Origin of the sequence: Acaryochloris marina MBIC11017, assembly GCF_000018105.1 — a bacterium.
GTDB lineage: Bacteria > Cyanobacteriota > Cyanobacteriia > Thermosynechococcales > Thermosynechococcaceae > Acaryochloris > Acaryochloris marina.
In genome coordinates this window covers 3,599,204-3,615,237 of the sequence record NC_009925.1, presented here as the reverse complement: position 1 = coordinate 3,615,237, position 16,034 = coordinate 3,599,204, and the positions used below count along the sequence as shown (strand labels likewise).

Here is a 16,034-nt window from a genome sequence, read left to right as displayed (position 1 = left end):
TGATTAGTCTTTACACTGTTCCTAAGGCTGATTGAATACATTGGATCAGATCACTTTCATTCCAGGGTTTGCGTAAACAATTAAACAGATTGGCTTGGGACTGCGCTCGTTCTACTGCTGCTTCATCAGCTTGACCAGTCAGCAAAATCTTGACGACCCCTGGGAACTGCTGGTGGACTTGAATCAGGAATTCATCTCCTTTTGCCCCAGGCATTAACCAATCCGACACAATCACTAACAGATCTGTATTTTCTTCCTGAAGTTCTTCAATCAGCTCCAAGGCTTCGCTGGCATTTTCAGCCGTTTCATAGATGTAGTGATCGTCAAAAGCAGTTTGCAGCTGTCGTAGGAGACTGTTGAGAATAATGACTTCATCGTCAACACAAAGAATAGCCAGTTTAGTCATAGGGCTGGAGTCGGTTGAGGGGTCAGATTGGCAGACATGGGCAAGGTCACCGTAAAGGTTGTGCGACCAGGAACGGAGTCCAAGCTTAGAGTACCCTGATGCTTGTCAATTATTTTGCGGACAATGTCAAGACCTAAGCCACTGCCTTCGCCAGGGGGTTTAGTGGTGAAAAAGGGCTCAAAAATTTTCCCTTTTAACTCCAGGGGAACGCCAGGCCCGCTATCAGTAATCTTGACGCAGACTTGATCTGCCTGTTGACTGACATCAATATCAAGGGTGCCTTGATGGTCCATGGCCTGGAGGGCATTATGAAGGAGGTTGGTCCACACCTGATTCAGTTCATCAAAATAGCAAGCAATGGGGGGAATCTCGGCAAAAGAGCGATGGACCGTTACCCCATGTTTGATTTGGTTGTGATAGAGGGTTAAGACCGCATCAATGCCGTCCGTGATGTTGGCTTCAATCTTGTCTCCGCTATGGTCATAGCGGGCATAAGTTTTCAGAGCAAACACAATTTTGGCAGAACGATCGCTAGCGGTCGCAATATCCCGTGTACTTTCACGCACCCGCGTAAACTGTCGCACCATCTTTAATAAGGGTTCACTCCCGGGTTCAGACAGGAGAGGAAGGAGATCATGGATGTCATCGCAAATCCCTAAATCCAGCAATAAACTGGCTAAAGACTCCGCCGATGAAATCTTCTGCTCGGTGAGTTGCTTGGCGATTGCCTTACGGGTATGGCGTCGTTCACGACCAGACAGAGTCGGTGAAGGGGTTAAGGCGCGTAACAACAGGGATTGAAATTGCTCGGCTTGCTCGATGGGTAACTCTCGAAAAAATTGCGGCAGGGTGGTCAGATGCTGATCGAGAAAATTAGCAATATATTCAATCGAAGACCGAATCGCCCCCAGAGGAGTATTAATTTCGTGGGCCACGCCCGCGATCAATTGTCCCAATGCCGCCATTTTTTCTGACTGAATCAGTCCTTCTTGAGCAAGCTGTAGATCTTCTAAGGCTTGGGAGAGTTCCTGAGTCCGTTCATCGACCTTCTCTTCCAGGTTGGTATACAGGCGGGCATTGTCGATTGCGATCGCAGCCTGTCCTGACAGGAGCTGCAAAATTTCTAGGCGATCCGCCGTAAAGGCTCCCGTCGTCAGATTATTTTCTAAATAAAGAATCCCGCTCAACTGTCCTTGATTCAGAAGCGGCGCACAAAGAATCGATTTGGGCTGATGGGTCGTAATATAAGTATCCAAGCCAAAGTTACTGTCTTGGGTGGCCTGTCGAAGGACAACACTCTCCTGGGTTCGAAGCACGTAGTTGATGATACTGTCGGGAAGCTGATCCGCAATAGGCTGAGACTGCAGCACCTGACCCTGGTCAGATTGAGAATTAAACGATGCCTCAATAACAAGGCTGCCTTCCACATTTAAAATTAAATGCCCTACTTGGGCCCCCGCATTACGCACAAGGATTTTGATCAGGGTCATCAATAGCTTATCGAGGACAATTTCCCCTGCAATCGCCTGTGAAGCCTGCAAGACCGTATTCAGATCCAAAGCTTGCCCCGTGCGAATGGTACTCGTTGATGCTGCCGCGGCTAGAGGTGTAGTGGGAATAGTACCCTGTTGGGAATGGATTACCTGCTGGGCCAGGAGGTAAGGGTAGGAGGCTTCTAATTGACGTAGTTTAGCCGTGGCCCCCCAGCAGTAGTACCCGTAATAAGCTTCATTCAGATACACCCGAGCAAAGTTATCTCGCTCTTGCTGCAGAAAACACTTCGCTGCCAGCTCATTAGCTAAGGCGGCTTCATTAGGGTAATGGTGGGATTGTGCCAGGGCAATCGCTCGATCATAAGCCTCCCCCGCCTGCGGTAGCTGCCGCAAGACGCGATACCGCTCTGCTTCTACTAAGCAATATTTATGCTGATGGTTGGCAGGTGCATGGTTAGCCCATTTCTGCAGTTGATCTTGATTCGTAGCGACGACTGCTAACATCTGCTCTTGCTCTACAGGGGGTAGCCCATCATAGAGAGCTAACCGGGCCAGAGAATCGTAAAAATTGAGGCTGGCAACCGTCGCTGCAGCCGTCATACCGTCCACATAGGCCGCCGCTTGTTTGGTACTCTCTAAAGCCGTCTTAGGCTGTTCCAACAGGTAAGCCACCTGAGCTTTCAAGGTATAAAAGAATGCTAAGGCTAGCTTATTATCCGCACTGTCCACAAGGACCTGTCGTTCTTGTAGGTACGTCCCAGACAAGCGGGTCGGATCCAAGTTGGGCTCAGTTAAATGAGCAGTGACCTGTTGAAAAATTTGGAGATAAAGGAGGCAAGCGGCCTGTTGAAAACCGGCAATGGCTTGCTGAAACTCCAGCATTCGCAGCGCCAAATCTGACAGTTGCTCCCCCGTTAATAAAGAATGCATTGCCTCCCAACAGAGGGAATAGCTGGCATATTCTAAATCCCCGGTTTCTAAACCAATTTGATACCCTTCATGCAAATCGGGAATCGTCAAATTCAGGGGCTCTGTCCAGTGGCGTACAAACGCATTGAACACAAAAACCACCCGACTCTTGGTCTTTTTCGCCTGAAACTTATCAACCACCTGTAAGGCCAACCGGCCAAACTGATAACCTGCTTCACTATCTCCGACGACTCCACAGAGGGTAATGCCATAACAGTCGTAGGCAAACGCGGAAGGGGCCGTATTGCCATAGGTGAGAGATAAGTGAATTTGCTTCAGATTACTGAGGATAAAGCGTTCAAAAGAGGCTTGATAGCCAGAGGACAAGATATCCGAGAGAATCTGCATGGCTGCTAGTTTGTCCTCTGCAGTCATAGGAGACAAACGGATCAAATCTTGGATCGAGCGGTCCGCACAGAGCTGCTTGGTTTGCTCCAACTCTTGCTGCAAGTTCTCAGGGGTGGGGTCTACAAAGGTGACCCCTAGCCGCTCCAAAATCTCAAAGCCAATATCCGTTGCCTCTAGATGGCGATTCTGAGCAGAACGGGCTAAAATTTTGACCCGGTAGACTTTCACCATATCCAACACGGTTCTGGCCTGCTGCAGCACCACGGTCGTTAGCTGTTCTTGCTGGGGATAATCTTGGTGTAGATACGCCGCTTCAACTGCTTCTTGATGGAGCTGGAGGGTTAAGGGATAGGCATTTTGCCATCCCGTCTCTCCCACCAAACTCAATCCCGTTTGCAGATACCGGACGGCAGCACCGTAAGCCGTCGCTGATTTTGCTTTCTGGCCCGCTTTGAGGTTAAGTTGAGCGACCTGATCTTGTTCGTCTAGATCCGTAATCAGGGGGAGGGCCTGATTGAGATGGTCCACCACCTCAAAAATGCGCTCTGCCAGTTGTTCCGTTTCCATGTTATGCCATAACAAACGGCCAATTCTCAAGTGCACTGCAGAACGGCTATCGGTATCAATTAAGGCATAAGCGGCTTGTTGAATTCGATCGTGACCAAAGCGAAAATCCGTAATCACTAATGCATCATTGAGCTCAGACTGGGCAAAGATCAACCCAAGCTGAATCGCGACTTTCAAATCCGAAAATACCTCGGCATGGGATTGCTGACGAATTAGGCTCAGGGTCTGCAGATCAAATTCAGCCCCCACACAAGCAGCCAACCGCAAAACATCTTGGGTGGCAGGGGGTAATTTTTTCAGTTTGCTAATCAACAGTTCAATCACGTTATCCGTGAGATCCTGAGACTGAATTTGGGCCATATCCCATTCCCACTGTTGAGCGCGGGGATTAAACTGCAACAGCTCTTCCCCATAGAGATTCTTCAGAAACTCATTGACGAAAAAGGGATTTCCTTCCGTTTTATTGAGGACTAACTCCGCTAAGGAGAGGGTGGTCTCTAAATTATGGTGAACGGTATCCGCAATCAGCTGGCACAAATGCAGCTGAGAGAGAGGCTGTAGCGTAATCGTATTGATGTTGACTTTTTCTTGCCAGAGCTGCTTCACCAAGGTCATCAAGGGATGAGTCGCATCGACTTCGTTATCACGGTAAGCACCGATGAGCAACAGAGATCGCATTTGCCGATCCGTCATCATCAACTTGATCAACTTTAAGCTGGCGGAATCAGCCCATTGCAAATCATCTAAGAACACCACTAAGGGATGGGCTGGGGTACAAAACACCCGAATAAAATTTTGAAATACCAGGTTAAATCGGTTCAAAGCTTCTGCAGGTCCCAATTCAGGCACTGGAGGCTGAGCCCCTGTAATCAACTCAATTTCAGGGATGACATCAATGATGACTTGGCCATTCGGTCCCAAAGCTGCCAGCAATTGTCGTCGCCATTGGAGTAATTGGGTTTCACTTTCAGTCAGGAGTTGCTTGACTAAATCTTGAAACGCACTGATAACAGCCGAGTAAGGCACATCTCGCTGAAATTGATCGTATTTCCCCGAGATAAAATATCCTCGTTTTTCGGTAATCGGTTTATGGACTTCTGCGACTAGCGCCGATTTGCCAATCCCGGAATACCCCGCCACCAGCATCATCTCACTCCCTTTGGTTGGATTTTGGGGGTGATTGACCCGCTCAAAGGCCGTTAATAAGGCCGCAATTTCTTGGGACCGCCCATAGAGCTTTTGCGGAATATGAAACTTATCCGAATGGTCCTGGGTCCGAAGCGGAAAGGCTCGAATTTCCCCTGTTTGCTTCAGTTGTTGCCAACAGGTCGCCAAATCAGCTTGGATTCCGAATGCGCTCTGATACCGTTCTTCGGCGGTTTTCGACATCAAGATCATCACCAAGTCAGATAACACCCTAGGGATGTCGAAATTGACTTGATGGGGAGGGGTGGGCTGTTGCGCTAAATGACAATGGACTAATTTCAGCGGATCCTCAGCCGTAAAAGGTAACTGTCCCGTCAGTAGCTCGTAAAACATCACCCCCAATGCATAAAAGTCCGTCCGATAATCCAGAGAGCGATTCATGCGCCCCGTCTGTTCAGGCGCAATATAGGGCAGCGTCCCTTCGAGAACTTGGGGGTTTTTAAGGATGGTTGTTTCCCGGCTGAGTTGGGTAGAAATGCCAAAATCAATGATCCGTAACTGATGCGTATCTGGATTCAAAATGATGTTGCTAGGATTCAGATCTTTATGGATGACATTATGTCCATGAATCCGACCTAAAACTTCGGTAATACTGATGGCTAAGGGTAGAAACTCTACCAACGGCACCACCTTTCCCTGGTAATAAGACTTCAGGGACACCCCTTCAACATCTTCCAAAATAATGGCTAGGGTTCGTTGATAGGGTTCTAGCCCCAACACTTTGATCACCCCTTCGAGTTCGAGGCTGCGGGTAATCTCATATTCTTGACGATACCGAGTCAGTTCTGAAGCGGTTGGGTAATCTTCTTTCAAGACTTTCAGAATGACCTGATGTGGCTGAGCCTGTCGTTGGCCCCGATACACAATAGAATTCTCACTCTCATAGAGATGCTCAACCAGACGACAGTCCGCGATTGTCCCCAACATCAATTATTGCTCCAAGCCAGGAAATAGAATAACTAACTTTTCTTAAAAGAAAAATATAAGCAATTGCTTCAATCTAGATGTTCCCCAAACGCACCTAAAACTTGCAAGATCTCAGAAATTTCTTTGTTATGGTTTCAAGACTATTCAGCAAACAAGGACCACGATGGATAGATACCAAATTAATGAGGCATAGTTGTAACTGTAATATTTATATCAGCCTTCTAAGACTGCTTTTTAATCGAGCCGTCACAAACCCAAAAAATCTTGATAAAAACGGAAAATTAGATATTTTACATTTGAATAGTCCATTCTTTGCATCTCTCTCGATTTAAAAATCGATATCAGCATTAATCAATAAATGCCTAGCAATACTAAGCTTAATGAAGCGTCAGCGGCACTCAGTCGCCTCACTTTTAGCTAACCATTAAGAATAAGTCTATAACTCGATTTATCACAATTCAATTGACATCGGTTTTAATACAAACATTTCTCATTTAGAGACTAAATAGTTATCAATCTAGATAGTACAAGCTTGCCCAGACTTCAAGCTATTTCGACAGTAAAATCTAGGCCAGACTTGGGAACACTAGAGCTGAATCGGTAGCTGCTACGGATTATCCCTACACCCCTGATCACAGGCAGTTGCCATTTACGTCAGAACACACATAGACCGGATCAACAATGACGCATCAGTACTCCCTCACTGGCCTGCCGACCCAAATCACACCTGTAGAAATTCAACAGGACAAACATCAACCCACTCTGGCCCCCACTCGTCCTAATCCGACCCAGCCGGAGCCTATCCCCGCAGCGCTAAAAGCAGCTCGACGCAAATATCAATACAACTATAGTCACATTGCCCCTGTGGCCATGGTGGATCGCTTACCCAAAGAGGAACTCCCCTCTAGGGCTTGGTGGTCAAAGTTGATCCGTACCATGTTCAAGATTCTCTCGAATGCCATTGTTGGCGCCCATAATCACCACCATGAGCATGAAGCAGAGCAGCATGCTTCTCGCCTCATTCGCAAAACCTTGGTGGATATCTTGAGACAACGCCCCGAGGTGCGGTGGCGTCTCATCTGGCATCTGCTGAAAACAGCGCCAACGACTTTGCTTAACGGTTTACGGTTGTCGTTTTCTGATGCCGAAAGCTTGCTGCACAGTTTAGCCGCCCATTTAGAGCATGATCTATTACGGATTCTGCACTTGAACTTAAAAGAACATCTAGCCCATGAATGTGGACAAGATCGCCCTACCTCAATAGCAGACTTTAATCAGCAGTTTGCAACGATTCCGTTACCGGAGTGTGCCGAATACTTTCAAGAAGATGAGTTTTTTGCTTACTTGCGAGTAGCCGGTCCTAATCCTGTTTTGCTGCAACAAGTCCGCCATTTATCGGGAGACATCCTCTGCTCTCATTTCCCAGTTACCAATCAGCATTATCAGACCGTAATGGGAGAAGACGATTCTCTGCAAATAGCAATCACCGAAGGCCGTCTATACATCGCCGATTATGCTATTTTGGCTGGTGCGATCAATGGTAACTACCCCGATCAGCAAAAATATATTTCGGCTCCCATCGCCCTTTTTGCCGTTCCCTCAGCTGATGCCCCCTGCCGAAATCTCCAGCCCATCGCTATTCAATGCCGCCAATCTCCAGGGCCTGAAACACCGATTCTGACGCCGCCTACGGATCAGAATCCAGACCAAAAACAGGCCTGGGACATGGCGAAGACCTGCGTGCAAGTTGCAGACAGCAATTACCATGAGGCCGTCACCCATTTGGGTCGAACCCATCTGTTTATTAGCCCGTTTGTAATTGCCACCCATCGCCAACTACTGCCGTCTCATCCCGTGAGTGTCCTGCTTCGGCCTCACTTTGAAGGCACCTTAAGTATCAACAACGGTGCTCAAAGCATGTTAATGGCGCCAGAAGGTGGAGTGGATACGGTCTTGGCTGCCACTATCGACTGTGCCAGGGTCTTAGCCGTAAAGGGAGTACAAAGCTATTCCTTTAATCAGGCCATGCTGCCCCAACAATTGCGGCAACTGGGTTTGGATAATGCAGAGGCGCTTCCCATCCACCCCTATCGAGACGATGCATTGCTGATTTGGCAGGCCATCGAAACTTGGGTCACTGATTATGTGAGCTTGTACTACCCAACAGATGACTCCGTGCAAACAGATGCGGCCCTTCAGGCTTGGGCGCAGGAGCTACAGGCTGAAGAGGGTGGCCGAGTCCCAGATTTTGGTGAGGATGGACAATTGCGAACCCAGGCCTACTTGATTCAAGCCCTCACGCTGATCATCTTTACCGCGAGTGCCCAACATGCCGCTGTGAATTTTCCCCAGGGCGACATCATGGTCTATACCCCAGGGATGCCATTAGCAGGCTACCAGCCCGCTCCCAACTCGACAGCTATGTCTTCCCAGGATCGGCTCAACCAACTGCCCTCCTTACACCAGGCCTTAAATCAGCTGGAGTTAACGTATTTGCTCGGGCAGATTTACCATACGCAACTCGGTCAATACGAAAAGTCTTGGTTCTCTGATCAGCGAGTGCAAGCTCCGCTGCATCGGTTTCAAGCCAATTTACTGGATATCGAAACTGCGATCGCAGAACGAAACCGCCATCGCCCCTACCCTTACCGCTACCTACAGCCGTCCAACATTCCCCAGAGCATCAATATCTAAAGTCTACTCGCCATCAAAAATGCACTTGCCAACGCGATGGGCCCTGGCAGGTTACCTCGTGGCAACCGCAACCATTCAGCATAATCAGCATAAGAGGATATACTCCCATGACAGGTCTATCAGCCGGATCCCTCACTGCAGGACTGCACAATACCCTCAAACAGCTAGAGGCCAAACCCCGACAGTGGGTAGAATCAAAGTTACAGTCCTATTCCCAGACCTTATTTCAGCGGATCTTTAGCAAACAGACCCAAGCATTCAGCCAGATTCCAGGCCCTCAGCCTCTATTCCCCATTGGTAATGTCTGGGCTCTGCAGCAAGGGAAACCTATTTGGCAGGTGCTAGGAGAACAGGGGCAGCAATATGGTGGCTTGTCCTTATTCTGGATTTTGGCCCGGCCATCCTTAGTTCTCAACGACCCCGATTTAATCCAACAAGTCCTGCTCACGGCCCAGCAGCAGACTAACCCACATTCCCATGAACATCGGGCCAACCAAGCTGATTTTTATAAAGATATCCCCCGCAAAGCCCTTCGCCCCATCCTGACAGATAGTCATCCTTTTGTAGCCAAAACTGCTGGATCGAAATGGCAGCATCTGGTCAAAAATAATCCATTTAATATGACCTACTTCCGCGAGTGGATGGAGACTCAAATTCAGCCCTTGCAGGTTTTTATCGAAAGTCGGGCGGAGGCATTGGTCAAACAGTCTGAGACCGAAATGCTCCCCGCTTATGAGGTCATTCAGAAGCTCGCCTTCGACGGCTTTTCCCTGGCAACCGTAGGCCAAGTCTTTCCCGATCATGTCTTTGAACAATTCAATACCCTCTGTGCAACGGGCACTGATCGCATGAACCGATCCTCCATTGCCAACTGGATGATTCCGGAAGAACCCAAAGGTAAGCATTATAAAGAAGCAAGTCGCCAATGGTTTCAACGCTTTAGCGAAGTGCTAGAAACTACTCAAGCCGATCCTGCTGGTGGTTCGCTCTTGGATTGGGTTCTGAAACGAGGAGGCTCTGCCTTTACCCCTGAACAAATGCGAAACTTCTGCGCTGGTGTCTATCCAGGCGGAGCGGTTTCTGCGCCCAGCGGTATTACCTCTACACTTCATTTGCTATTTCAGCATCCTCAAGCCCTATCAGCGCTTCAACACGATTTGGACGGGTTATTCAAAGAACCCCTCACCTTGGAACGACTGGAAAACTGTATCCCAGTGGAACAAGTATTGCGAGAGTCCCTGCGACTCTGGCCGCCCGTGCCCTTTTTTACGCGCAATACGGTTGGCGCTACCCATCTAGCTGGTCACGAGATTCCCGCGAATACCCAAATTTTTATCAATAACTGGTTTCTCCATCGCCTCTCACCCCACTGGCACGATTCAGACTCTTTTCAGCCAGAACGCTGGGATACCAAAACGTTGGCCGAAAATGACTATGGTAGCGATTACTTTTTCCCGTTTGGTCGAGGTGAGCGAGCTTGCATTGGTCAAGATTTTGCCAAATTCTTTATGCGCTTAACCTTAGCCACCTTGTTAGCAAAAGTAGAGATCGAATTTGGCGATCAGCCCCATGACCAAGAATTTTATTTTGGCGTCTCTGTGCCTAGACAGCTAAAAGCTCGATTTATCTTGCGGTCATAAACCTTCCATTTTTCACCGTGCAGATTGACTAGAACCAACTGCTACTGTAGAAAGAAGTGAAGCTAAGGCGGCCTCCACATTAATACCATGAGCGATTTAAGAAAACCGAATCTGTTTATTATTGGTGCGATGAAATCGGGCACCTCATCCTTGCACCAATATCTCAATAATCACCCGTCTATTTTCATGTGTGAGCCCAAAGAGCCCTGCTATTTTGTGCATCCCAAACAGTTGAACTGGCCCAATATGAAAAAGCTCGGCCTGTGGGGAAATGAAGAGAAATATCTCCGCCTCTTTGAGGGTGCTGGTGAGGCAACAATTTTGGGTGAATCGAGTACGCTGTATGCCAAAGAGCCCCATATTACAGATGTGGCCGAACGCATCGCCCAGTTCAACCCTCAAGCTCGCTTTATTTACATCATGAGGGACCCCATTGAGCGCACGGTGAGTCACTATTGGCATGAAACTCGCCAAGGGAACGAAAATCAAAGCCTACTCACAGCCGTACAGAATAATCCGCTTTATCAAGATGTTAGTAATTATCCCAAGCAGCTCAACCATTACTTTCAATATTTTTCGCCCGATCAATTTCTGTTTCTCACCTTTGAAGAACTTTGTAATAATGCGGAAGCCTGCATGACCAAGACGTTTGAGTGGCTGGGGGTCGATGCCTCCTTTGCGCCTGAGAATCTCTCGGAAAAATTTCATGCAACGCCAAAGCAGTTCTACCAAAAGAGTGCTTTATTTCGTCTGCGATACACATGGCCTTTCAACCAACTGGCCTCGTTACTCCCCAAAAAGATTCGCTCTTCTGGCCTCAAATTAGCAGTTCGGGAAGTGGACCGAGACAAGGATGCTGAAGATCTACAGGAAGCAATTCAATTTCTCCGGCCCATTCAACTCAAACAAACCGCAGATCTCAGCAATCTATTAGGTATGACTTTTCCAGACTGGAAGACTCTCTACGACACCAAAAATTAATTTAAAAGACTTATCAAAGCCAACGTTACTAGCTTCAGTACAGCTACGCCGAATAACAGCAACAATTTTATTAATGCTATCGCAATCACTCCGAATATTTAACTAGTCAGTCTACTCCAATCCTGCCTGACAGGCAGCATAGATTTCCGCATTCTTACTGTACTTTCTGCGGGAGATTCTGCTTAGACTAGAGACATCTGAACCCATCACTGCTGTGTTGTTCTTTGCCCACAGAACTCCTCCCCTGACTGAGCATCAACCCTACCAAGCTTGATCATGATTGCTGATGACATCACGGACTATTATTTAGAACATTCTCAACCCACGTTAACTGCATCCAATACTGCATCTCTCAGCCTACCGATTATCGAATCGTGGCTTTGCGTTGATATCGGCAATCAAGTCGTTATTCAGGGGCAAATCTTTAACCACTCCAAGTATCCGGCTGGGAAAAAGCTGAAATCTTCTCCCATCAAAGGATGCCTAACCAAAGCAGGACGGGTGTATGTAACCACCAAAAATTCCATCTATGAACTGGGGACACCCCATCCAGATTTTGCAGGTGATGCTCTACAGCTATTTACCAGCAACGACCCTCAACAATGGGCAAAGCTCACAATTGTGGGGGAATAAAACCGCTGCCATCTTGAGGTCATCCAGCAGGCAATCACATCGCAGGAGGGCAATCATAGCGCTCTTGATGGAGTACATCCAATAGTTGTAGGCAAACCTTGGCCGAGCTTTGTGCAAGATGGCTCTAGGTGATCCGTGGGTCATTCCCCACTACATTTCACCTACAACGGACTTCTCAAAATAATGGTTCCGAAAAAACTGTTCGGTTTTAGCATCGGTAGGATAAAAGGTTTCAATCCGAAGTTCATCAGTCGTAATGTCCTGGGGTGTACCAAAGGTCGCAATAATCGAAAATAGACTCAGTTCCAACCCCTTAATATCCAGTTCCAAGGGTAAAACGGGCAATAAACTAGCACTATCTAGCTCGCTATAACCTTCTGGACCAGCTAATTCGATATATTGGGCAAATTGCTCTTGCAAGGCTCGATCCCCCGAGGCCAGAGATTCACGCCTCAGTCGGCGGATAATCGAAGGCCAGACCTGATCCCAATTGGTTATATATTGCCTGAGCCCCTCGGGATGAACCGTTAGCAAGGCTAAATTGAGGGGTTCATCTGCTCCTACATTGTTCTGAAATGCTGGCAGGTCTCCCCCAAGGCTGAGCAGTAGTTCTGCGGCCTGATTGGCTTTTTTAACGTTCCAGCCGCGATCGACCACGATAGCTGGCAAGGGGGCATGGTATTGCAAGACATGATTCAGTGCGTCTAGCACTGGCCTCATCACAGGCTTATCCAAGGCCGTTTCGCGATAGGTTGTTGCATACCCAGCGGCTTGTAACAGCACATTCCGTTCCCGTAAAGGGATATTCATGGCCTCTGAAAGTCGCTCTACCATAGCACGGCTAGGATGACTACGCCCGGTTTCCAGCCAACTGACATGGCGTTGTGACACATTAGCCGCCAGGGCTAAATCCAGTTGCGATAGCTTCCTAAATTTACGCCAATGGCGACAAATATGTTGAAAGTTTTGTGGGTCGGCAGAGGTCATGCATATCTCCACTCTGCTCTCTATTCTCAACCGAGACCGATCATGAATTCAATGACCTATGAGGTTATTGCGGCTATCCAACAGAGCGGTCAGGCTAGATGCAGATCACTTGCAAGGAGTTAGTTATGATCAACAAACAAATAGCGCTCATCATTCTGGTTCCCTTTACCCTTTTGTCGGGGTATGCCATGGCCCAGGTCGGCTATCTGGGCATTTTAGATTACAACCGCTATAGCCCAGCCGGTTGGCAAGTGCTTACAGACTTGGTGATTGCGCTAGGACTAGTGTTAAGCTGGTTGATTCCAGAGGCAAAGAAAAATAATCGCAATCCATGGCCTTGGATTCTGGCAACGATATTGATGGGATCTTTTGGTCCTCTCCTATATTTGGTAACCGCTCAGCAAACTACTCCAGAGTAACGGTAAGGGCTGCCAACACCAGATACTCCCAGCAAGGGACAGTTAAGACCGATTCAAAATTCACTGATGGACAATGGCCGAAGGTGTTGTTTTGACCAAGCGATTGTTTCAGAGGCAGTGAGCATTCTGAGGATGACTTGTTGTGGATTACATTCCATCAATACACATGGAATGATGCTTGTTCCAGCTTGTAGATCGCATCGATAACCTTGGGACCAATCACACAATACAACTTTGAATTCTAGATGCTTTGTAACTGAGAAAATCTTATGAATAGCAACTTTACCCGATGGGATAGGTGCAATTTCTCCGAAGAGATACCACATGTCTGATTCTTCATTTTCGAATTGTGCCAAAGGCACGTCATCAGATATCAAGAGATAATGTTCAGCCATGATCAAAGTAACTGTTGCAGTGCAGGGGTCTAGCTTTTCATATGAAAGAAGCAATCTCGTACAGGTGCAACTCAGATGATCGAACTTAGCTCACCAATCAGAGAACTTGAAGGACAGCACCAATGAATTAGGTAGTGTGCAAGGGGGTTGCGATCGCAACCTCCTTGCGCACTTTCAAGTGACCCAGAACCTCTAGCTCCAGCATCCACCCAGCGAATACGCTACTCTACGGGATAACGGTATTTCGACCAATTCTGCAGAATTAGGGAAGCAGTATGACCAACCCCACCTACGATACATCAGCCCCCGTTCTCGTCACTGGAGCGACCGGTTATGTCGCCGGATGGCTCGTCAAGCGTTTACTGGAAGAAGGCTTTACCGTTCACGCAGCTGTTCGCAATCCCAGCAATACTGAGAAGCTTAAATACCTTAATGCTTTGGCAGATCAGTCTCCAGGGCAGCTCCAATATTTCCAGTCAGATTTACTGACGCTAGGATCTTACGCCGAGGCCATGCAGGGCTGTACCGTAGTGTTTCACACGGCTTCTCCTTTCACTATTGCCGTTGATAATCCACAAAAAGATCTGATTGAACCCGCCCAGCTCGGCACCCGCAATGTTTTAGAACAAGCCAATCAAACTGAGTCTGTGAAGCGGGTGGTGGTCACCAGCAGTTGTGCCGCCATTTATGGCGATAGTGCAGACTTAGAAATGGTTCCAGGCGATTTATTTACTGAAGCAGACTGGAATACCACCTCCTCCCTCACCCATCAGCCCTATTCCTATTCCAAAACCTTAGCTGAGCAAGAAGCTTGGAAAATTGCCAAGACCCAGGACCGCTGGAACTTAGTCACCATCAATCCCTCCCTCGTTTTAGGACCTGGGATTAACCCTTTTGCCACCTCAGAGTCTTTCTCGCTGATCAAACAGCTGGGAGATGGCACGATGAAAATGGGCGTACCAAACTATCAGATGGGGGTTGTGGACGTTCGGGATGTCGCAGAAGCGCATCTGGCTGCAGGATTTACTCCCAATGCCCAAGGCCGCCATATCACCTCTGGATACAACACAAATTTCCCTCAAATGGCTGAGATTTTGCGGGCTCATTTTGGCGAGGCTTATCCCTTCCCCAAAAGTGTGCTGCCCAAAGCATTGATTTGGCTGGTGGGACCGTTATTAGATAGCAGCATGACGCGCAAAATCATAGCTAGAAACGTGGGTGTTCCTTTTGGTGTCGATAACAGCAAGAGCATTCAGAAGCTAGGACTCACCTATCGTCCCTTGGCCACATCCCTCACTGATATGTTTCAGCAGTTGATTGACTATGACGTTGTGACGACTTGAACTTGAGGTATGGCAAAGGTGCACCCTGTTAATTCTTCTGAAACATCCCAGAGCTGGGCAGCAGCCGCTTGATTTTGGGCATAGTCAGACTGCGTAGCCCGTCCGGGCTGACCTTTCATTTCCATAAACCCTTGAGGGCCAAAATATTCTCCCCCTTGGGCCTCTGGGTCTAGCGCTGCCATCACAATGGGCAGCGCGGCCTGATCCGGGGCATGACAGAGCAACGGACCAATCGTATTTTGAATGAGTTGAACCTGGTATTGAGGCATGTGTCTGGCGAGTTCTGTGTTGGAAACGCCAGGGTGAGCCGTGACGGAAAGAATTTTTTTACCGGCTTGAGCTAACCGTCGCTGCAATTCATTCCCAAACATCAAACAGGCCAGTTTGCTCTGGGCGTAAGCTCCCGTTTTGGAATAGTTCTGTTCCGATTGCAGATCGTCAAAATTAATTCTCCCAGACCCCAACCGATGAGCATTGCTACTCAGAGACACCACCCGAGATGCAGAGGTATCCGGCATCAGATCCAACAGCAATGCCGTCAGGAGAAAATGGCCAAAGTAATTGGCTCCTATTTGGCTCTCAAACCCATCTACAGTCAGGGCATAGGGAGGCCACATAATTCCAGCATTATTGATCAGAAGGTCGAGGCTGTTGTAGTGCTGTCGAAAGGTTTGGGCAAACCGTCTCACAGACGATAAATCAGACAAATCAATCTGGAGAATCTCTAAATCCGCGACCGGCACTGTCACCTCGATTTTGGCTTTAGCTTGCTCGGCTTTCTCCAAGTTCCGGCAAGCCATGATCACCTTGAAATGCTTTTGCGCTAGATAACTCACCGTTTCATAGCCCAAGCCTGTATTCGCCCCAGTCACAATGGCAACCTTGCCTTGCTGAGAAGGGATATTTTCTATATCAAACGCCATTGTGTTGACACCTAAAGTTTGTGAATTATAGTTTGCAACTCGATACTGAGCCCAACATGCAGAGTGCGTAGATACAGCTCCATCGTTTTGCCACGCCCAGGCG

General features: G+C 48.1%; 11 protein-coding genes. 6 read left to right on the top strand and 5 right to left on the bottom strand.

Annotation, left to right across the window (positions count from 1 at the left end; translation table 11 throughout):
- Nucleotides 1–10: 10 nt before the first annotated feature.
- Together AM1_RS16150 and AM1_RS16145 are read right to left on the bottom strand one after the other, a co-directional pair.
- A complete protein-coding gene (locus AM1_RS16150; protein WP_012163951.1) occupies nt 11–406 on the bottom strand; it encodes a response regulator in 396 nt (131 codons plus the stop codon).
- Complete coding sequence (locus AM1_RS16145) at nt 403–5,916, bottom strand: trifunctional serine/threonine-protein kinase/ATP-binding protein/sensor histidine kinase (protein ID WP_012163950.1); 5,514 nt, start codon at nt 5,914–5,916, stop codon at nt 403–405. The genes AM1_RS16150 and AM1_RS16145 overlap by 4 nt, the downstream gene beginning before the upstream one ends.
- Before the next feature lie 681 nt (nt 5,917–6,597).
- Between AM1_RS16145 and AM1_RS16140 the strand changes: the two genes are divergently transcribed.
- The 4 genes from AM1_RS16140 to AM1_RS16125 all read left to right on the top strand — a co-directional run bounded on the left by AM1_RS16140 (nt 6,598) and on the right by AM1_RS16125 (nt 11,864).
- Nucleotides 6,598–8,610 (top strand): lipoxygenase family protein, encoded by a 2,013-nt coding sequence (locus tag AM1_RS16140; protein ID WP_012163949.1) that lies wholly within the window; start codon nt 6,598–6,600, stop codon nt 8,608–8,610.
- A gap of 107 nt (nt 8,611–8,717) precedes the next feature.
- Nucleotides 8,718–10,250, top strand: a complete 1,533-nt coding sequence (locus AM1_RS16135; protein ID WP_012163948.1) for a cytochrome P450 — start codon at nt 8,718–8,720, stop codon at nt 10,248–10,250.
- An 87-nt stretch (nt 10,251–10,337) separates the two neighbouring features.
- Nucleotides 10,338–11,231 carry a sulfotransferase family protein gene (locus tag AM1_RS16130; protein WP_012163947.1) on the top strand — a complete coding sequence of 298 codons (894 nt, stop codon included), beginning with the start codon at nt 10,338–10,340 and terminating at the stop codon, nt 11,229–11,231.
- A 276-nt stretch (nt 11,232–11,507) separates the two neighbouring features.
- Nucleotides 11,508–11,864, top strand: coding sequence for a hypothetical protein (locus AM1_RS16125; protein ID WP_010473602.1), 357 nt, complete (start codon nt 11,508–11,510; stop codon nt 11,862–11,864).
- A gap of 150 nt (nt 11,865–12,014) precedes the next feature.
- Here AM1_RS16125 and AM1_RS16120 read toward each other — a convergent pair whose 3' ends face one another.
- Entirely contained in the window at nt 12,015–12,851 is an 837-nt protein-coding gene (locus AM1_RS16120; protein ID WP_012163946.1) for a helix-turn-helix domain-containing protein, read from the bottom strand.
- 125 nt (nt 12,852–12,976) lie between these two features.
- On the opposite strand from AM1_RS16120, the gene AM1_RS16115 reads away from it, so the two are divergent.
- The gene (locus AM1_RS16115; RefSeq protein ID WP_012163945.1) at nt 12,977–13,270 is read left to right on the top strand and encodes a hypothetical protein; all 294 of its coding nucleotides are present in this window, start codon (nt 12,977–12,979) and stop codon (nt 13,268–13,270) included.
- A 53-nt stretch (nt 13,271–13,323) separates the two neighbouring features.
- Here the strand turns inward: AM1_RS16115 and AM1_RS16110 are convergent, their stop codons facing one another.
- Nucleotides 13,324–13,665: a hypothetical protein gene (locus AM1_RS16110; RefSeq protein ID WP_012163944.1), complete on the bottom strand. Its 342-nt coding sequence runs from the start codon at nt 13,663–13,665 to the stop codon at nt 13,324–13,326.
- A gap of 275 nt (nt 13,666–13,940) precedes the next feature.
- Between AM1_RS16110 and AM1_RS16105 the strand changes: the two genes are divergently transcribed.
- The gene (locus tag AM1_RS16105) at nt 13,941–15,008 is read left to right on the top strand and encodes an NAD-dependent epimerase/dehydratase family protein (protein ID WP_012163943.1); all 1,068 of its coding nucleotides are present in this window, start codon (nt 13,941–13,943) and stop codon (nt 15,006–15,008) included.
- Here the strand turns inward: AM1_RS16105 and AM1_RS16100 are convergent.
- A complete protein-coding gene (locus AM1_RS16100; protein WP_012163942.1) occupies nt 14,987–15,931 on the bottom strand; it encodes an oxidoreductase in 945 nt (314 codons plus the stop codon). The genes AM1_RS16105 and AM1_RS16100 overlap by 22 nt on opposite strands.
- Nucleotides 15,932–16,034: the final 103 nt, after the last annotated feature.